Raw genomic sequence first — 18,756 nt, forward strand, 5'->3', positions numbered from 1 at the left:
CCGCAGCAAAAGCATTTGCGGCAAGGCAAAGGGCACTGCAAATAATGAACTTTTTTAACAAAACTTAACTTCCGTCGTTGTAACGTTCTAAAAGTATATCGTACTAAAAGAACAAATTGTACACCTAGAATATAGTTTTTTTTTAATGGGTTCACAGCGAGTTCCAATAAACAGGCACAAGATTTCTATATTTATGCAAAAACTCTTCAACATCTTAATATGCCGCAAAACAACAATATCCGTAATTTTAGCATTATCGCCCACATCGATCACGGCAAATCCACCTTGGCCGACAGAATGATTGAATTGACCAAGACGGTCTCTAAAAACGAAATGATGAACCAGCTCCTGGACGACATGGACCTGGAACGCGAACGCGGCATTACCATCAAGGCTCACGCCATCCGCATGGTCTATGAAAAAGACGGTGAAGAATACATTTTGAACATGATCGATACGCCGGGGCACGTGGACTTCACTTACGAAGTCAGCCGTTCCCTCGCCGCTTGCGAAGGCGCCATCCTCGTCGTGGACGCAAGCCAGGGCATCGAAGCGCAAACGCTTTCGAACCTCTACCTCGCTATCGAAAACGACCTTACGATCATCCCGGTTTTGAACAAAGTAGACCTTCCGGGTGCACAGCCCGATCACGTGGCTCAGCTCGTCGGTGACCTGCTCGGCTACGATCCGGACAAGATTCCGCGCATTTCCGCAAAGACAGGCCTTAACGTGGAACAGGTGCTCGACAAGATTGTCGACGAAATCCCGGCTCCGAAGGGCGATTCCGGCAAGCCGCTCAAGGCTCTCATTTTTGACTCCGTTTACGATTCCTACCGCGGCGTGATCAACTACATCCGCATTGTCGAAGGCACGCTCAAGGCGGGCATGAAAATCCGCATGATGAAGACGGGTGGCGAATACGTCGTCACGGAAGTCGGTACATTCAGCATGCGCCGCGACCCGCGCCCGGAACTGACCGAAGGCATGGTCGGCTACGTGCTTGCAAACGTCAAGACGATTAGCGACGTGAAAATCGGTGACACGCTCACGGACGCCGCCAATCCAGCCGAAGAACCGCTCCCGGGCTACAAGGACGTGCTCCCGATGATTTACTCGGGTATCTACCCCATCGACCCGGAAGATTACAAGGATTTGCGCGAAGCTCTTGAAAAGCTCCGCCTCAACGACTCCGCCCTCTGCTGGGAACCGGAAACTTCCGAAGCGCTCGGCTTTGGCTTCCGCACGGGATTCCTCGGACTTTTGCACATGGAAATCGTGCAGGAACGTTTGGACCGCGAATTCAACGTGGACATCATCACAACCGTGCCGAACGTGGAATACCACGTATACATGAGCGACGGCTCCATGGTGAAAATCGAAAGCCCGTCCAAGCTCCCCGACGCTAGCCGCTACGACTACATCGAAGAGCCGTATGTGAAGGCACAGATTTTTACACCGAAGGAATATGTCGGCGCCATGATGACGCTTTGCGAAGAAAAGCGCGGCACGTTCGAAACGATGGAATACATCGACGAAACAAAGGTCATCCTCAAGTACGACCTTCCGCTTGCCGAAATCATGTTCGACTTCTACGACCGTCTCAAGTCTCTGAGCCGCGGTTACGCAGGTCTCGACTACACGCCGAGCGAATACAAGCGCAACAACCTCGTCAAGCTCGACATTCTCTTGAACGGTGACCCGGTCGACGCCTTCTCCGTGATCATCCACCGCGACAAGGCAAACACCTACGCCAACGCCATCTGCGTAAAACTCAAGGACCTCATTCCGCGCCAGCAGTTCGACGTCGCCATCCAGGGAGCCATCGGCGGAAAGATTATCAGCCGTTCGACCGTGAAGGCAGTCCGCAAGGACGTGCTTGCCAAGTGCTACGGCGGTGACATTACCCGTAAGCGTAAGCTCCTCGAAAAACAGAAGGAAGGTAAGAAGCGCATGAAGAGCATCGGCTCCGTGGAAGTGCCGCAAAAGGCATTCCTCGCAGTTCTCTCTCTCAGCGACGATTCTACCGGCGGCAACGACTAATCGCAATCAGAACCATGTCAGCACTCGATCGTAAAGTCAGGTCATTACAACGACGCCATTCCAGAGCGCACGTGTTTTTCCTCGTCTTTATCCTCGGCATCGTGCTGACAATCATGATCGGGGTTCGCACCTATATTTTCGAGCCCGTCCGCCTGCAAGACAACTCGCTACATCCCAAATTCAAAAAGAATAGCATCATGTGGATGTGCAAGCTTCCTAGCTGTACAGAAAATATTGTCGACGGCGATTACGTCTGGGGCGTCATGCGCAACCAGGACAACATGGTTCGCAGAGTCATCGGCGTTCCAGGCGATTCCATCACGATTACGAACAACGGCAAAGTCTACACGCCACACCGCAACTTCAGATGGAAAGGCGAAGACGCATTCATCGAAACGCGCAGCATCTACGTTCCGCGCAAAGGCGATACACTCCGTTTTGACCAGCTAAGCGATGTCGAACAAGACTACTTGATAGCTCTCATGCACGAGCAGAACGAGAAAATCTACATCAAGTCCAGTCTTTGGCAAGGCAACCGAGAAATGCCGCTAGAACGCATCGGTTCCACAAAGCTCGGAAACCGCCTTGTGAGTTTGCAAGAAATCGACTTCATGCCCTGGCAAGACAGATTCCTCGTAGAACTCCAAATATTCCTTGCAGAACCCGGCAACACGCCCATCCATATCAAGCGTGAACTATACAACGCCAAGGATTCCTCGAAGATTTCTTTTTACGTTGTTCCTGAAGACTGCTATTACCTCCTCTGCGAAAAATCCAACCATTGCGCAGACTCCAGAGAAATCGGTTACTTTACCACAAATCGTCTTATCGGTCGCGCCAACAAAACGGCAAACAACATTCAGAAATCATTCGACAAGCGCATTTCCGAACTTCAAAATTCAGCGAGATCGTTGTTGAAACGCGCGACGAAAACAGGCAAAAAGCCTGAGAAAAAAGACAAAAAGAAGCCGGCAAAAAAAGAATCTACCAAAACTTAAATCGTTTAAGTTTCAACAGAACGATTATACCCGAAAGATACAGAACACGTATCCACCTGTGCTTTTGACTTAAATCCATATTCCACACACCATATTAAACATCACCGGCGGGAAATGTAGAATTTAGGAACACAAAAAACGAATTATTGACTCATTTTGCAAACAACCGTTTGCAGGAACGCAAAAATAAAAGCATTGCGTATCAAAAAGCCAAAACGCACCCAAGCCGGGTGCGTTCTGCAATTTTCACTATAGAAGTCCGCGCCTCTCGTACGAGAGGTTCGCGCATTCTACAAGCAATTAGTCGAGCGTGTGGACCAAGAGACCGTCGCGGAGCTTCGGTTCAAACCACGTGCTCTTCGGCGGCATGATTTCGCCAGCGTCGGCAATGCTCATGAGCTGATCGAGCGTGGTCGGATACATTGCAAATGCGCAAGCGCATTCACCGCTATCGACGCGCTTTACGAGTTCGCCGAGACCACGGATACCACCGACAAAGTCGATGCGCTTGGAAGTACGCGGATCGTCAATGTCGAAGAGCGGCTTCAAGATAAGCTTCTGGAGGAGAGCCACATCGAGGCTGTCGACCGGACCCAAGTTCTTGAGGAACTTGTCCTTGAACGTGCAAGCATACCACTTGCCGCCCATGTAGAAGTTCACCTGATTCTGCTTGCTCGGGCTCTGCATGCTCGGCAATTCTTCGATATCGAACACAAGCTTCATTTCTTCCATGAGCTGTTCCGGCGTACGGCCGTTCAAGTCCTTAAGCACGCGGTTGTAGTCCAAAATCTTGAGCTGCGTGCTCGGGAAGAGGATAGCGAGGTAACGGTTGTATTCTTCGTTGCCCGTGTTCTTCGGATTCTGTTCGGCGCGGTAGCTGGCAGCGCGAGCACCAGCAGCACTGCGGTGGTGACCGTCAGCGATGTAGCTCACCGGAATTTCTTCGAAGGACTTGCGGATAGCTTCGATTTCAGCATCATCGTCGATGACCCAAACCGTGTGGCCAAAGCCGTCGCCCTTGCTCACGAAGTCGTAAACAGGCTTGCGCTTGGTCACAGCACCGAAGATATCGAACTGGCCGTTGTCGCGGTAAGTGAGGAACACCGGACCCGTATTGGCGTTCGTGGCGAGCACATGGCGCAAACGGTCTTCTTCCTTGTCAGCGCGGGTAAGTTCGTGCTTCTTGATGGTGCCGTTGAAGTAGTCGGCAGCCGGAACACAGCACACAAGACCGTACTGTTCGCGACCGTTCATCGTCTGGCGATAAACGTAGAGGCACGGCTTCTGGTCGAAAGCGATCACGCCGTCTTCGATCATCTTGTCGAGATTTTCACGAGCGTGGGCATAAACCTTCGGATCGTAAGCGTCGACAGAATCCGGAAGTTCGAGTTCGGCACGCGTCACGCGCAAGTAGGAGTGCGGAAGGCCCTCAGCCATAGCCTTGGCTTCGGCGCGATTCATCACGTCGTAAGGGAGCGCAGAGATAGTCTCAGCTTCAGCCGGGTTCACCGGACGCAAAGCCTTGAACGGATAGATGTGCATCATAGGTTTCTTTCCTTTGTGTGCTTCTTTGATTAAAACTTCGTCTTCGGCAATCAAGTTATGGATATAACCCGTCTTTGCCTCAATCCATTTTTTCTTCCTGTAACTTACGATGAAATAAGCTAGAAAAAAGAAGATGGCGCCGCCAATAGCAGCGACAATTGTAATGCCAATCATGAACGCCAACAGGTGGTCCGCAGCATCATTCCACAAATGCCCGATCACCGTCGTGAAATTCTTGAACGATAGCCCCTGGAATTCTTCCAAAAAGTCAAACTTAATCGCCTCCGGATGGACAATCTTACACCCGAGCATGTAGCCCGTCGGGTAGAAAAATCCGAACTGAGTCAGCGGGTTTGCCACAAACGACGAGACAATTCCCGGAACCTTCGGAAGGCGGAACAAGGCACAGAACGCAACCGTCAAAATAATGGCAACACCAATCGTCGGCCAAATACCAATAAAGACGCCCGCCGCCACAGACCACGCCACTCGCATGGCATCCTGACGCCTCGGAAACATCCTATTGTAATAAATACGGCTTAAGCGCTTGTACTTCGATTCGTTCCTTCTCAATTTAACCATATCACCTCTTAAATAACCGAGCCAAAGATAGTAAATATAGAGGAAAGACCAAAGACTATAAAAGGGGGAAGACTCCCCCTGATTGCAGCCCCAGCTTACATTGTCACCCCGGCCACCGTGCCGGGGTCGCCAATCCCTATTACAATAAAAACGCCGGATCTTCCATCACCCCCTCAAACGGGGCTTCAATCGCCAGCCCCGTAACGCCCCGGCTACAAGTCCTTCAAGCAACGAACTGAAAAACCGTAATCTTTGGAGTAACCGGCACTGTATGCAATCTCATCCCCCAGCATCATCGAGTAAGCTCTGCTGCCATCATATTCATCCTCAGCGGCAATCCAGAAAAGGGCATATTCACCTACATGAAAGAATTTGCCATAGTCACCAGAACAAAAAGGCTCACAACCATGGTTAGTGCCCATCCTGTAGCCAGCAGGGAGCGCAGAGAACCCAAACGAATCCGAGCCGTTGCAACCATTACACCCCCCACATTGCGTTGTCAGTATTTTACCGGCAATTGAATCCAGCACTTCAGGATGTTCAAGACTAAAGGGTTTTCCACCCACTTTAGTAAACAAAGTTCCCCATTCCGTTTTGGTCGGTAGACGCCAGCCCGGCGGACAAATGCCCTGCACCTTTGCCGGAAGCGAACAGGATTTAAAGTATTTGCATTCATCCAAGTCAATCGCCGCCGCCCAGGTGTAAAGACGTCCGGCAACGGCACAATTTTCAGCCTTGTTGTTATAGCACCAACTACGCTCCAACAGACTCGGAGTTTTGACACTATCGGCATAGTTCAAGTTTTCAGCCATCCACACCTGGCCACCGATTTTCACAGTCTTGTAAATTTGACCATCGCGGGGATCAGTCATTGAGTCATAGGCAATTTCAGGATTCAAATATGCTTCCTTCGGCACATCCCAGTTCCAGCCTCCCATCAGCTGTACCCAGCCGTTTATGGTGCAGTAATACTTGTTGGTTGCGTTTTCCACACCATCAATCATCTTGCCAACCTCTGCACTGGAGCATTTTTCGCCGTAGGTATCACATTCAATGTCGGTCGCTACGCCCCATACACCCTCCTTACAAATAAAGCGGTCTTGCGATCCATAGGAGGCACTGTATTTGTTAGCAGTAGCCTTGATTTCGCCATTGTTGCTTGAACCACATTCGTCCAAGCCATAGTTCGTATACCAGAAGTTACGTACATACTTTTCGAACTCAGGCACCGCTCCCAAGTTCCACTTATCAATGTTGCTGCGAATGATAGCTAGTTCCCCCGCAAGATCCTTTGCTGCCGCCCAGTCTGCAATTTTTGCCTTGGTCGCCTCGTCATCCCAAATACCATCTTTTTCCATATCTGTGGCAAATTTGGTCAAGAGTTCGGTAAAATCGGCTTCACTCAAATCCCTGAGCATCAGCACGCTGAATGCTAAGAGCGCAGCATTGCCATCACCCTTGCTGAAAATATCAAGGTCTTCAGAACTAGCAAATTCGCCCTTAATGCCAAACTCATTCAAAATTTCTGATTCAGCTTGTTTTTTAGCTGAGGAGACATTTTTACCTTTACCCACCAGGTATAATGCACGTTCATATTCCAAATGCGTAAGCAAATTAATATTTACAGTCTTGCGGTCGGAAATGTCTGTGAGAGCATTCAAAGTAATGGTACTTTGAGACTTATTTCCCATAATTTCGTTACGGAAATACCCATTCGCCTCAAGCAAAGCATACTGACTTGCTAGAGACACGCTCGAAATACTAAACTTACCATCATCAGAGGTAATCTTTCCCGTAAAGTTCTTGCCAGTCTGAGCATAAGACTCGCCGTCTAGTTCGTAAAGTTTAACCACCGAACCAGTAACAAAAGGACCTTTTTGGGATATGCCACTAATGGTCTTATTCTTGACAGCAACAACTTCAGGCAAAGCATTGTTGTTTGGACCACTGGAGCTGCTATCGCCACCACAGGCTGTAAGCAAAAGCACACTTGATATTGCAGCTGTAGCAACGCACCCTCGCAAAGACTTCTTTCCACACCAAATTTTTTTCAACGACATAAGATTCTCCAAAACAAAGTTTTTTTCAAATACGTTTATTTGTAATAGTCTATGATTCATCCTTCAGGCAACGAACCGAGAAGGCGTAGTCCATGCATCCGTTGTCCAGGCCCGCACCCTCGTATTTGCCGTCCAAGTACAGGCCGCTGCAGGCGTTAGAGCCATAGATCTTGGCACTCAAGAAGACGGTGTTGTAGCCATCGCCGACGAAGCCGCCATCGCCGCCCCTGCCGCCAGCAGGCAGCGCGGAAAAGCCCACGCCATCAGTACCGTTGCCATTTCTTCCATCATAATTCCATCCCGTCTGCGACTTGAGAATCTTGCCTGCTGTCAATTCTCCACCCACTTCGGTAAACAAAGTTTCCCATTCTGCTTTTGTCGGCAAATGCCAGCCCGACGGACAAATGCCCTGCACCTTTGCGGGGAGAGTGCAGGTTTTGCCGAAACCACAATCAATGCCCTTGCCAGCGTCATACAAAGCAACCGAGTCAATCGCCGCCGCCCAAGTATAAAGGCGTCCGACCACATCACAGTTGGCAGCAACGTTGTTATAGCACCAGCTGCGTTTCAACAGACTCGGAGTCTTCGTACTGTCGGCATAGTTCAAATTCTCGGCCATCCACACCTGATTGCCAATTTTCACAGTTTTATAAGTTAGCCCATCGCGACTATCTGTCAGAGTACCATAATTAATGTTTGGATTCAGGTGAGCTTCCTTCGGAACATCCCAACGCCATCCCTTTCCCTTTGACACATTTACCCAACCATTTACGGTACAACAGAACGTGCCTTTGTTCTTCAGGGCTTCTTTGACTTCAGCTTTGTTACTAGCATCGCATTTACCCAAACCATAGTTCGTATACCAAAAGTTGCGCACATATTTTTCGAACTCGGGTACCGTTCCCAAATTCCACTTTTCAATATTGGCGCGAATAGTCGCAAGTTCACCAGCATAATCCTTCATTTGCGTCCAATCCGCAATATTAGTTTTGTTTTCCTCATCATCCCAAACGCCATCTTTTTCAATATCCGTGGCAAACTTGGTCAATAGCTCGGTAAGATCAGCCTCGCTCAAATCCCTGAGCATCAGCACGCTGAAGGCTAGGAGCGCAGCATTGCCATCGCCCTTGCTGAAAATATCAAGGTCTTCAGAACTTGCAAATTCACCCTTGATGCCAAAAGCATTCAAAATTTCAGCTTCAGCCTGTTTCTTAGCGGAAGACATACCTTTACCTTCACGCATCAAATACAAGGCACGTTCATATTCCAAGTGCGTAAGCAAGTTGATGTTCACCGTTTTGCGGTCGGAAAGGTCCGTGAGCGCATTCAAAGTAATGGTACTTTGCGATTTATTTCCCATAATTTCGTTATGGAAATACCCATTCGCCTCAAGCAAAGCATACTGACTTGCTAGAGACACGCTCGAAATACTAAACTTACCATCATCAGAGGTAATCTTTCCCGTAAAGTTCTTGCCAGTCTGAGCATAAGACTCGCCGTCTAGTTCGTAAAGTTTAACCACCGAACCAGTGACAAAAGGACCTTTTTGCGAAACACCACTTATGGACTTATTCTTGACAGCAACAACTTCACGCGATGCATTGTTGTTTGGACCACTGGAACTGCTATCATCACCGCAGGCAGTAAGCAAAAGCACACTTGATATTGCAGCTGTAGCAACGCACCCTCGCAATGCTTTTTTACACCATGTCTTTATTAACGACATAAGCCCCTCCTCTTTTGCAAAGGATTTTCTCTTTAATATATATTTTTCTTTACAAAAGAAGCCGATAAATTTCTAAAGAATAGAAAGCAGTTTACGATTATTCAATCGTAAAGACCTCCAAATGCCCCAAAATCAGCGTTTTTAGAAGGAAAATCTAATTTCCGCGGTAAAATTCACCGCCGTCATGCTGTTGCCACAACAAATACATTTCCTTGTAATGATCTTTGATGAACTTCTGAATTTTCAAAAGATCGCGATCATTCAAAGCTCCTTTATTCTGAACAACCGTATCACCATTTTCTTTCACAAAGAACTTTGCTGAACCGGTTTCCGTCAAACGACTATCACTAGCATGAGCGTGAAAGCACTCCACTATACACATTGACGTGAAATAAAGAAAATATCCAGCAATCTTAAAGTTGTAGAACTTAGGCATAAACAGATTCGTCCATATATTCCAAAGCGTTAGACAAATAACCCTTAGCAATATCCTGCTCTACCGAATCCATATTGGTTTCTATAAGCGTTCCGTCTTTCTTAAAAACAGCAACACCATGACCATTGTTTAAATCTACCACTTTTACTTTTTCGCCTTCGATTAAAAAAGCAAAGCCACTGATAATGACATCAGCTTCATCAGCTATAGCTTTGACATCAAGCATATCTCACCTCCACTTTTTTTATCGGTGCCAAGAATCGTTCCACATCAATATATAAATCTTTCAGAATCGGAACAAGGTCTATATATTCTTCAACCAAATCCTTGCTGTAGCTGTACTTTGTCATCACAACAATATACCCATTATCCCAAGTTAGAACCTTTTCATACTTTTCAAGACAACGGGGAGCAATGAACCTAATAGTCTCTTTACCAAACTGGAACAATGTATAGGACGACTCGCTATACAAACGAGCCGTTTGATTCAAAGAATATTCTTTTTCCTTTTCCATAACATTTTGCTCCAATCGTTCCTTTCATTAAAAATAATATTTTTTTTCAATCACATTTTCTAAATTTTCTCCCATGAAACACTTGATTTCGAAAGAAGGCTTTGAAAAATTCAAGGCAGAATGGGAACATCTCAAATACGTCGAACGCCCGGCCATGATCAACCAGGTGCAAGCCGCCGCTGCCGAAGGCGACCGCAGCGAAAACGCTGCTTACACTTACGGGCGCATGCGCGTGCGCGAAATTGACCGCCGCCTGCGTGAACTTGACCGCATTCTAGATGGCGCACAGATTGTCGAAAACGCAGCGACCAAGGACGGTTCCATCCGCTTTGGCGCCACAGTCAAGATGATTGATAAGAAGACCAAACGCGAAAAGGTTTACAGCATCGTCGGAGACAAGGAAATCGACCCGCTCCAGGGACGAATCAGCATGAAGTCCCCCATCGGCGAAGCCTTGCAGGGCAAAAAAGCCGGCGACACCGTCGAAGTCCAAGCCCCCCGCGGAAAGATAGTTTACGAGATATTAGAGGTTAGTTACTAGTTATTAGTCATTGGTCAATAGTTTAAGTTAGGCACCAAAGGTGCGTTTTCTAATTCAAAACAAATAGCGATTGACCATAATCTAAATATTTAAGCCAGCTAATTTTCAAAATAATTCAACTAAAGACTATTGACTAACAACCAATGACCAACTTCATCGATACTCATTGTCATATTGATTCTTACGAGCGCCATGCGGGCGAATCCTTTGACGCGCTTTTAGAGCGCTTCCAGACCGCCAGTTTCACAACCGAACGCAGTTCCGCCAAAGAAAAAGCGGCAGCCTCCAAGATTGCACAGCCCGAAGCATTTATCCATGTCGCCTGCGACCCGGCAGACTTTGACCGCGCCCGCGAACTCAGCGAAAAATATCCATTCGTCTACACCGCTTACGGCATCCATCCCGAATACGTCGAAACAGAAACAACCGAAGACGAAGCCCGGATGATGGAATTTTTGAAGCACCCCAAGTGCGTCGCCTGCGGTGAATTCGGCCTCGATTACCATTACGGCGCCGAAACAAAGGCTGCCCAAGTCAAGCTCTTCGAACGTCATTTGCAGCTCGGCATAGAAAGCGGCAAGCCTCTCGTGCTCCACCTCCGCGAAGCCGATGATGACGCCCTCGCCGTCCTGCGCGCAGCAAACTTGCACAACCGCAACGTTCATGTACACTGTTTTACAGGCACGCCAGAATTCGTCGAACAGCTCCTTCAGCTAGATGCAAACATCTTCGTCGGATTCACAGGAATCGTCACGTTCAACAACGCACAAAACGTCCGAGACGCAGCAACACTCGTACCGCTCGACCAAATGCTTTTGGAGACCGACGCCCCTTACATGGCGCCCGTTCCCTTCCGCGGAAAGCCCTGCCACTCCGGCTACATACCTTTTATCGCCGACAAGCTCGCCGAAATAAAAAAAGTGACGGTAGAAGAACTCTACCATCACTGTCGTGAAAACACGAAAAAATGCTACGGAATCTAAGCTTTAACAGCGTTCTGTTCTGTTTCGAAGGTAGATCCCTGCGTCGGAACATTGTAATGTTCCTTCATGTATTCTAGCGCCTTATCCGTATTGAGAGGTCTGCTAAAATAGAAGCCCTGAATCAAGTGGCAGCCTTCGCGATACAAGAAGTCGAGCTGTTCCTTCGTTTCAACGCCTTCGGCGATGAGATCCAAGTTCAAGGACTTTGCAATGCCAATCACCATGCGAGCAAACGAAGCGTCTTCTTCGTTATCCGCCACGTGATCCACAAAGTACTTATCCATCTTAAGAGTATGCACTGGATAGCGCTTCAAGTAAGAAAGCGAACTGTAACCCGTTCCAAAGTCATCAATCGAAATCTGGATACCCATATTCGAAAGCGCACGCATGATTTCAATCGTCTTGTCCGCTTCACACATGGCTGTGTATTCCGTAATTTCGAGCTTCAAGTTACGCGGATTCAAGTTTGTTTCGGTCAGCACGCGACGCACATCATCGACCATTGAATCCATCGAGAACTGCTTTGCCGAGAAGTTCACCGCCACCTGGATATCCTTAAATCCCATGTCCACCCATTGCTTGGTCTGCTTGCAAGCCATGCGCAAAATGAGCGCACCCATCGGCACAATGAGCCCCGTTTCTTCAGCAATCGGGATAAATTCAGCCGGCGAAATAATGCCGCGTTCTGACTGGTTCCAACGCACAAGCGCTTCAAAGCCCACAATCTTGTTGCCCGCCTGAATATCGACAATCGGCTGGTACATGAGCACAAATTCTTGTGCCTGAATAGCCCTGCGGATTTCGAATTCGAGCTTGTAAAGTTTCATCGCCTTTTCGCGAATGCCACCGCTAAAGAACTGGATACCGCCATGGTTAATGCCCTTCTTCATATCGCGAAGGCTTGCGTTTGCATTGGCGAGAATATCCTCGACGCAATCCACATCCTGATTCACGACAATCGACATCGAAACGCTGATGTAAAGGTCCTTGCCTTCCAGCGGAATCGGAGACTTTACCTTGTTATGAATATTACGAACAAGCGGAATCAAGTCGTCATTCGGGTCACGGCTCTGGATGTTGTGCAAGATAACGGCAAACACATCAGGACCAATTCGAGCCACACAGTCATCCGGGCGAGCAATTGATTTTAAGCGGTCAGCAATCGTGCGGAGAACGTTATCGCCAATATTGATGGAATAAGAAGCATTGATAGCACCAAAGCTATCGACATCCAAAAGCGCCACTGCAAAAACATAACCTGGACGTTTTGCAGCAATATCCACATCGTTTTTCAGCTTTTCAAGGAAGTACTTGCGGTTATAAATGCCAGTGAGAGCATCCTGATAAACGTAATTGTAATGTTCACGTTCTACAGACTTGCGATCCATCGCTTCCGTCAACGAACCAATCACACGAATCGGGCGACCTAATTCATTGCTCTGGACGCGTCCGCTAATCACGAGCTTCATATTTTTCTTAGATGCATCAAGCAAGGTCAGGTTGCAAGAGAATGTTCCAGAAGTCTGCAAAGCGGCATTCAGCTGTTCACGGAATGCGTTCCAGTCACTTTCAATCACACGCTTTTTCAGAGGCTCAAAAGAATCTTCAAGAACAGCGTTCTCGGTAGCAAGCAACTTGGCAATGCGGTTCGACCAGTAAACCTTTCCCGAAGCAACATCAAACGTCCAGAATCCATCCGACGACACATCAATCATCATCTGGAACATTTCATCTTTTTCGATAAGGTCTTTTTTAAGATCGCGAATCGGCTCCACGACTTTTGGTTCCGGAATATCGACGTCATTGCGAAGTTTCCGAGCATCCATCGGGAACTTGTAAAAAAGCGCAACATACGCCAAGAAAACTATCGCCAAAAAGTACGGGATAAAATTATAAGCGTGTTCTGCAAAATTCAGAATATCTGGAATCGATTCTGCAAACAGAAAACACGCTAACAATAGCGCAAAGCGCAAGACTACATGTTCGTCAAATAATCTCATGTCAACCCAATCCTATATTTACACCTAAAATAAGCAGAATATTTCAAAATAGAGCAACCCGAAAGAATTTAGTAATGATTTATTTACTCCAAGTTCTAGTATTCCAAGTTGGAATATTAAAAGTGTTAATTAACAAGGATACTTACGGTTAAAAATTTGCAAGTATCCACATCTTCTATAGTTGAATATAGGCTTAAAATATCGAAAAAGTTCATTGTATATAAAATAAATTTTAACATTTTAACAAACTAATCTCAACCAGCTTTCAACACCGACAAACACTGGGATTCGTGAAATACATCACACTTTTTCTTATTGGCAGATGTTCCAAATCGTTCCGAAAATTTCTAAAAAGCAATCTCAGCGACCACCATTTCTCTAAAAAATTTCAATCAAAAATTTACACCAACCCTCCCCTGCCCAAGCGTCGTATGTAAAAAGTCATCTTTCCGTAATGTAAACGTCCGTAAATATTTACGGCAACAAAAAAGCCTCCGGCTCTTTCGAGACCGGAGACTTTTTTAATGCTTTTCGCATATGGCTTTTAGCCATTGGAAATGTAACTGGATCCTGCTCCTTCGAACCTAATTCAACTACGGCAGCAAGCTGCCTAGTTTCATATATCACGACCTACGGTCGCTCAGGATGACGTAAGCAGCTCCGTAAGCAAAAAAGAACACTTGGTATCAACCAAGCGTTCTTTAATTCCTATGCAATTAGCATTTGGGAAAGGAGGGTCTTAGGGAGGGCGGAGCCTTCCCTAGTCTAAAGCGATGCCTTGCGTTAAGCAAGGCATTGCATTAAACAGCACCCTGCCACTTCATGGCATCGGCAACCTTGAGGAAGCCGGCGATGTTTGCACCCATCACGAGGTTGCCCTTCTGGCCGTACTTGACAGCGGCAGAGGAAGCAGCGGCGTAGATGCTCTTCATGATGCCTTCGAGCTTCTTGTCCACTTCTTCGAAGGTCCAGGAGAGGCGTTCGGAGTTCTGAGACATTTCGAGGCCGGAGGTAGCCACGCCACCAGCGTTAGCAGCCTTGGCAGGTCCAAAGAGAACGCCAGCCTTCTGGAAGGCTTCGATAGCTTCCGGAGTAGACGGCATGTTAGCACCTTCAGCAACAGCCTTCACGCCGTTAGCGATAAGAGCCTTTGCACCTTCGAGATCGAGTTCGTTCTGAGTTGCGCACGGAAGAGCGATGTCGCACTTGACCGTCCAAACGCCCTTAGAACCTTCGTGGTATTCAGAACCCGGGACGAGCTTAGCGTATTCGCTGATACGAGCGCGCTTGTTGTTCTTGAGGTCGAGAACGATGTCGAGGTTGATGCCGTTCGGGTCGTAGATGTAGCCGTTGGAGTCAGAAACGGTCACAACCTTAGCGCCGAGCTGCGTTGCCTTCTGGCAAGCGAACTGAGCAACGTTACCAGAACCAGAAATCACGACGGTCTTGCCTTCGAAGGAGTCGTTAGCGAGGTCCTTGAGCATTTCGCGAGTGAAGTAGCAGAGGCCGTAACCAGTAGCTTCGGTACGAGCGAGAGAACCACCGTAGGAGAGGCCCTTACCAGTGAGAACGCCCACAAATTCATTGCGGATGCGCTTGTACTGACCGAACATGTAACCAATTTCGCGAGCGCCAGTACCCTGGTCACCAGCCGGAACGTCCGTGTCAGCACCGACGTGCTTGCAGAGTTCAGTCATGAAAGACTGGCAGAAACGCATGACTTCGTTGTCGCTCTTGCCCTTAGGATCGAAGTCAGAACCGCCCTTGCCACCACCCATCGGGAGCGTGGTCAAGCTATTCTTGAAGATCTGTTCGAAGCCGAGGAACTTGAGCATGGAAAGCGTCACTTCGTTACGGAGACGGATACCGCCCTTGTACGGGCCGATAGCGGAGTTGAACTGAACACGGTAGCCACGGTTGACCTGAACGTTACCCTTGTCATCGAGCCAAGGTACGCGGAAAGTGATCACGCGTTCCGGTTCGACGAGGCGGTCGATCACGCCGTTAGTTTCCCAAGACTTGTCCTGTTCGAGGACCGGGTCGAGGGATTCGAGGAATTCACGGACAGCCTGGTGGAAGAGAGCCTGGTCCGGATCGCGTGCGACGACCTTTTCATAAACCTTCTGAAGGTAAGCATTCTTAATTGCCATTTTTTATATCTCCGTTGAGAATTAGATTGTTAATGTTTTAGCGCTTGTAAAGATAGTAAAGGGTGCTCCGAAAAAGTGAAAAAGGGGTAAAAATCTTCAATTTCTTACATTTTTGTAAGTTAGTTTTTCATCAGTTTTACCAATTGCTTTTTTTCACAAAAAAACGAGGGTACACAAAGCAAACACTTACATTTTTGTAAGTTTATGCATTTCACAGAATTTAGTAAACAAAGTTTTACATTTATAATAATGTTTTTCTTTATACAAGACGGCGCCCCCGGTACAGAGACCGGGGTGACAATGCAAAAAAAGCCCGCGCAGAGGCAAGCTTTTCAATATTAGAAATGACTGGGTCCTTCCGCCTTCGGCGTCAGGATGACATGCGTCTACTAGATTTCCATGAAGGCTTTGAGGTCGCCCATACGCCGCTTGGCGTATTCAAGCCCCATGTTGTAGGATTCATCGAGTTCGTTACGATCCGTTGCAAAGAGGTCGCAAACTTCTTTTTCCGGGCGGAAAATCAAAATCTTGCCAGCCTTTTCGAGCTTTTCCATCTCAGCAAACATCTTCTCGTAACGCTTGTAGCGCAACATGAGCGCACGGAAGAAATCCGGGTACTTGCGCTTGAACATCGGATTCAAAATCACACGGTACTTGCGGAAGTCCGTCACGATTTCGCCGGGATAATGCGTCGAAACCACAACAACCTTGTCGCAACCCTTTTCGAATGCACGCTGGAACGGAATCGGAGAAGTCACGCAGCCATCAGCATAGTGCTTGCCGTCAATCTGCACCATCGGGAAAAGCATCGGGAGTGCACTGCTCGCATTCACGATATCGAGCAAACGCTTTTCGCTCATGTATTCCTGGAAAAATTCCGAACGCCCCGTTTCCAGGCAAGTCAAGCCAAATTCGCATTCCACGCCAGAACCAAAGAACAGGTGGAAATCGAACGGCATATCGCCATACGCAGCATTGTAATGAAGCGCATAGCATTCCTTCTGGATGCCATCAAAAATGCGATGAGCCTTGTCGCTACCCTTCTGGATTTTGGTCGGCTGGATAATATAGCGGAAACGACCGCGCTGGCGCGTAACAAAGTTCATGGCAGCATGGCAACCAGCACTTACGCCCGAAATATACGGGAAATAAATACCTTCATCAAGCCAAGCGTCCAAAACGCCTGCCGAAAAAATAGTCTGACGCGAACCGCCTTCTAGAGCCAAGCCAATCTTCATTACTTGCTCTCCTCAGGCAAAACTTCTTCAGGCGTTTCAGCGGCAACAGGGAGAATAGCCCCCGTCTGGCCCAAAGCGCGCTGCTTGAGTTCCCAAACCTTCTGGCGGAAATATTCGCTGCGTTCTGCAAGATGCTTGGAAGACGGAATTCCCTTGACGCGTTCAATCTTTTCGGGTTCGTCCACCACAATCTGCGTGCGGTGACCCATCTTGTAAATGCCGTCAATGCCAAGTGAAAGAACCGGATAACCCGTACTGCGAGCAAGGAATGCAAAACCCGTCTTGAACTCGTTCAAGAGTCCATCGTAACGGCACTTGCCTTCCGGGAAAATAATAACGGAATTGCCCTTTTCGAGTTCCTTTTTGGCAAGGAGCGCCCATTCGGTATCAAGGTTAAAGCGGTCGCAAGGAATCACGTTCTTGAAACGTTTAAGAGCCCAGCTAAAATGCGGGTCTTCGACCTGATCCTTAGCTACAACGATACTGCGCTTGTGGAAGAACAGAGACTGCACCATCAAGGGATCGAGCATGCTCGTGTGGTTAGCAATAATAATCATCGGCTCCTTAAGGTCAGTCGACTTGACAGACCCCAAGAACGTCATTTTCGGACGATAAACCACTAACAAGTAAGTGCGTACCCCGTAAACAACAAGGAAAAGCACAAACTTCCAAAACAAACCAGCAATTATATTTTTCGCTTTCTCAATCATCAACTGTATATAAGGCGATCCCGGCACAAGGTCGGGAAGACACAAAGGACAATTAATTTATTTGCCCAAAGATTCCTTAGGAATGGACGTAAACGTAAGGGAGCCCTTGGCGTGGACATTGCCGTTTACCTTGACAACGCAGTCAAAGCCAACGATGACTCCACCGCCCTTCGTCTTGTTGACGGAGATTTCGAGCTGGTCACCCGGAATCACAGGCTTCACGAACTTGAAACCGTCAATCTTCAAAAGAACGTACAAGTTCTTTTCAAGGTCTTCAGCCGGCTTCTCGATCACGAGAGAGCAGAGCTGGGCGCAAGCTTCGCAAATGAGGACGCCCGGCATAATCGGGGTGCCCGGGAAGTGGCCCATGAAATACGGTTCGTTTACAGAAACATTCTTGATGCCCGTTGCAGATTCGTTCGGAACGAGTTCCGTGACCTTTTCAATCATCTGGAACGGCGGACGCTGGGCAATCTTTTCGCTGATCTGGTAAATGTTCATCACAGGGAAAGACCTCCATCCAAAACGATGACCTGACCCGTCACATAAGCAAACTGGTCAGAAGCGAGAGCAGAAACGACGTTTGCGACTTCGTCAGCAGAGGCAAAGCGCTTGAGCGGCACCTTTTCGAGGTAGCCCTTGCGGGTTTCTTCCGGAATGGCTTCGATCATTTCTGTAGCGACAAAGCCCGGAGCGACTGCGTTCACGCGGATGCCGTAACCGCCAAGTTCCTTGGCGAGCGTCTGTGTAAAGGAGTTCACGGCGCCCTTCGTAGCGCTGTAAACAGCCTGACCGGCAAGAGCGAACTTGGAAGAAACAGAAGACATATTGATAATCACACCGGACTTCTGCTTGTACATCTTGACGGCCACCTGCTGGGCGCAGTAGAAGTAACCCTTCACGTTCAAGTCAAAGCACTTGTCGAGCGTATCTGGGTTCATCATCAAAAGATATTCGTCACGGACGATACCGGCGTTGTTCACAAGAACATCAATGCGGCCGTAAGCTTTGAAAACGTCACGGACCATCTGCTTGACTTCTGCAAGCACGGCAACGTTAGCCTTGTAAATCATGCCGTCGCCACCTTCGGACTTGATTTGGTCCAAAGTCTGCTGAGCGGCAGCATCAGAACTGGAGTAGTTTACGACGACCGTGTAGCCGTCACGAGCGAGGCGGAGGGCACAAGCCTTGCCAATCCCCTTAGAAGAACCAGTAACGATTGCAACTTTCAT

The 18,756-nt window shown here is 48.0% G+C and carries 16 protein-coding genes and 1 pseudogene; 4 read left to right on the top strand and 13 right to left on the bottom strand.

The genetic code is table 11. The features are described from left to right. The first annotated feature begins 219 nt into the window (after nt 1-219). Complete coding sequence (gene lepA / locus B9Y77_RS03670) at nt 220-2,040, top strand: translation elongation factor 4 (RefSeq protein WP_073424034.1); 1,821 nt, start codon at nt 220-222, stop codon at nt 2,038-2,040. Nucleotides 2,041-2,111: 71 nt separating this feature from the next. After that, nucleotides 2,112-3,038: a S26 family signal peptidase gene (locus tag B9Y77_RS03675; protein WP_254899906.1), complete on the top strand. Its 927-nt coding sequence runs from the start codon at nt 2,112-2,114 to the stop codon at nt 3,036-3,038. 300 nt (nt 3,039-3,338) lie between these two features. Here the strand turns inward: B9Y77_RS03675 and B9Y77_RS03680 are convergent, their stop codons facing one another. The 7 genes and pseudogenes from B9Y77_RS03680 to B9Y77_RS03705 all read right to left on the bottom strand — a co-directional run bounded on the left by B9Y77_RS03680 (nt 3,339) and on the right by B9Y77_RS03705 (nt 9,902). After that, on the bottom strand, nt 3,339-4,583 hold the full coding sequence (locus B9Y77_RS03680) for a DUF1015 domain-containing protein (RefSeq protein WP_369597152.1): 1,245 nt from the start codon (nt 4,581-4,583) through the stop codon (nt 3,339-3,341). A gap of 99 nt (nt 4,584-4,682) precedes the next feature. Next, nucleotides 4,683-5,165 (bottom strand): annotated as a pseudogene (locus B9Y77_RS16315) (DUF2062 domain-containing protein); the annotation flags it as partial. A 212-nt stretch (nt 5,166-5,377) separates the two neighbouring features. Beyond that, nucleotides 5,378-7,225 (bottom strand): fibrobacter succinogenes major paralogous domain-containing protein, encoded by a 1,848-nt coding sequence (locus tag B9Y77_RS03685; protein WP_254899907.1) that lies wholly within the window; start codon nt 7,223-7,225, stop codon nt 5,378-5,380. 49 nt (nt 7,226-7,274) lie between these two features. Continuing rightward, a complete protein-coding gene (locus B9Y77_RS03690) occupies nt 7,275-8,951 on the bottom strand; it encodes a fibrobacter succinogenes major paralogous domain-containing protein (protein WP_254899908.1) in 1,677 nt (558 codons plus the stop codon). A gap of 154 nt (nt 8,952-9,105) precedes the next feature. Next, nucleotides 9,106-9,387, bottom strand: a complete 282-nt coding sequence (locus B9Y77_RS03695; RefSeq protein ID WP_085490508.1) for a DUF4160 domain-containing protein — start codon at nt 9,385-9,387, stop codon at nt 9,106-9,108. Beyond that, nucleotides 9,380-9,613: a DUF7723 family protein gene (locus B9Y77_RS03700; protein WP_085490509.1), complete on the bottom strand. Its 234-nt coding sequence runs from the start codon at nt 9,611-9,613 to the stop codon at nt 9,380-9,382. Before B9Y77_RS03700 ends, B9Y77_RS03695 begins: the two co-directional genes overlap by 8 nt. Then, nucleotides 9,606-9,902, bottom strand: a complete 297-nt coding sequence (locus B9Y77_RS03705; RefSeq protein ID WP_085490510.1) for a DUF7724 family protein — start codon at nt 9,900-9,902, stop codon at nt 9,606-9,608. Before B9Y77_RS03705 ends, B9Y77_RS03700 begins: the two co-directional genes overlap by 8 nt. Nucleotides 9,903-9,975: 73 nt before the next feature. On the opposite strand from B9Y77_RS03705, the gene greA reads away from it, so the two are divergent. Next, nucleotides 9,976-10,443 carry a transcription elongation factor GreA gene (gene greA, locus B9Y77_RS03710; protein ID WP_074208546.1) on the top strand — a complete coding sequence of 156 codons (468 nt, stop codon included), beginning with the start codon at nt 9,976-9,978 and terminating at the stop codon, nt 10,441-10,443. 143 nt (nt 10,444-10,586) lie between these two features. Further along, the gene (locus B9Y77_RS03715; RefSeq protein ID WP_085490511.1) at nt 10,587-11,426 is read left to right on the top strand and encodes a TatD family hydrolase; all 840 of its coding nucleotides are present in this window, start codon (nt 10,587-10,589) and stop codon (nt 11,424-11,426) included. Here B9Y77_RS03715 and B9Y77_RS03720 read toward each other — a convergent pair. The 6 genes from B9Y77_RS03720 to B9Y77_RS03745 all read right to left on the bottom strand — a co-directional run bounded on the left by B9Y77_RS03720 (nt 11,423) and on the right by B9Y77_RS03745 (nt 18,756). After that, nucleotides 11,423-13,426, bottom strand: coding sequence for a putative bifunctional diguanylate cyclase/phosphodiesterase (locus tag B9Y77_RS03720; protein WP_085490512.1), 2,004 nt, complete (start codon nt 13,424-13,426; stop codon nt 11,423-11,425). The genes B9Y77_RS03715 and B9Y77_RS03720 overlap by 4 nt on opposite strands. 800 nt (nt 13,427-14,226) lie before the next feature. Further along, a complete protein-coding gene (gene gdhA / locus B9Y77_RS03725) occupies nt 14,227-15,576 on the bottom strand; it encodes an NADP-specific glutamate dehydrogenase (protein WP_073424028.1) in 1,350 nt (449 codons plus the stop codon). Nucleotides 15,577-15,965: 389 nt separating this feature from the next. After that, nucleotides 15,966-16,814: a patatin-like phospholipase family protein gene (locus B9Y77_RS03730; protein ID WP_073424027.1), complete on the bottom strand. Its 849-nt coding sequence runs from the start codon at nt 16,812-16,814 to the stop codon at nt 15,966-15,968. Next, on the bottom strand, nt 16,814-17,491 hold the full coding sequence (locus B9Y77_RS03735; protein ID WP_254899909.1) for a lysophospholipid acyltransferase family protein: 678 nt from the start codon (nt 17,489-17,491) through the stop codon (nt 16,814-16,816). Before B9Y77_RS03735 ends, B9Y77_RS03730 begins: the two co-directional genes overlap by 1 nt. Before the next feature lie 90 nt (nt 17,492-17,581). After that, nucleotides 17,582-18,025 carry a 3-hydroxyacyl-ACP dehydratase FabZ gene (gene fabZ, locus B9Y77_RS03740; RefSeq protein ID WP_015732419.1) on the bottom strand — a complete coding sequence of 148 codons (444 nt, stop codon included), beginning with the start codon at nt 18,023-18,025 and terminating at the stop codon, nt 17,582-17,584. Then, on the bottom strand, nt 18,025-18,756 hold the full coding sequence (locus B9Y77_RS03745; RefSeq protein ID WP_073424025.1) for an SDR family NAD(P)-dependent oxidoreductase: 732 nt from the start codon (nt 18,754-18,756) through the stop codon (nt 18,025-18,027). Before B9Y77_RS03745 ends, fabZ begins: the two co-directional genes overlap by 1 nt.

The organism is Fibrobacter sp. UWB13 (assembly GCF_900177805.1).
Taxonomy (GTDB): Bacteria; Fibrobacterota; Fibrobacteria; order Fibrobacterales; family Fibrobacteraceae; genus Fibrobacter.

Coding starts and splice junctions, on each gene's coding strand:
- lepA (WP_073424034.1), top strand. CDS start 220: ATGCCGCAAAACAACAATATCCGTAATTTTAGCATTATCGCCCACATC.
- B9Y77_RS03680 (WP_369597152.1), bottom strand. CDS start 4,583: ATGATGCACATCTATCCGTTCAAGGCTTTGCGTCCGGTGAACCCGGCT.
- B9Y77_RS03685 (WP_254899907.1), bottom strand. CDS start 7,225: ATGTCGTTGAAAAAAATTTGGTGTGGAAAGAAGTCTTTGCGAGGGTGC.
- B9Y77_RS03690 (WP_254899908.1), bottom strand. CDS start 8,951: ATGTCGTTAATAAAGACATGGTGTAAAAAAGCATTGCGAGGGTGCGTT.
- B9Y77_RS03695 (WP_085490508.1), bottom strand. CDS start 9,387: ATGCCTAAGTTCTACAACTTTAAGATTGCTGGATATTTTCTTTATTTC.
- B9Y77_RS03700 (WP_085490509.1), bottom strand. CDS start 9,613: ATGCTTGATGTCAAAGCTATAGCTGATGAAGCTGATGTCATTATCAGT.
- B9Y77_RS03705 (WP_085490510.1), bottom strand. CDS start 9,902: ATGGAAAAGGAAAAAGAATATTCTTTGAATCAAACGGCTCGTTTGTAT.
- greA (WP_074208546.1), top strand. CDS start 9,976: ATGAAACACTTGATTTCGAAAGAAGGCTTTGAAAAATTCAAGGCAGAA.
- B9Y77_RS03715 (WP_085490511.1), top strand. CDS start 10,587: ATGACCAACTTCATCGATACTCATTGTCATATTGATTCTTACGAGCGC.
- B9Y77_RS03720 (WP_085490512.1), bottom strand. CDS start 13,426: ATGAGATTATTTGACGAACATGTAGTCTTGCGCTTTGCGCTATTGTTA.
- gdhA (WP_073424028.1), bottom strand. CDS start 15,576: ATGGCAATTAAGAATGCTTACCTTCAGAAGGTTTATGAAAAGGTCGTC.
- B9Y77_RS03730 (WP_073424027.1), bottom strand. CDS start 16,814: ATGAAGATTGGCTTGGCTCTAGAAGGCGGTTCGCGTCAGACTATTTTT.
- fabZ (WP_015732419.1), bottom strand. CDS start 18,025: ATGAACATTTACCAGATCAGCGAAAAGATTGCCCAGCGTCCGCCGTTC.
- B9Y77_RS03745 (WP_073424025.1), bottom strand. CDS start 18,756: ATGAAAGTTGCAATCGTTACTGGTTCTTCTAAGGGGATTGGCAAGGCT.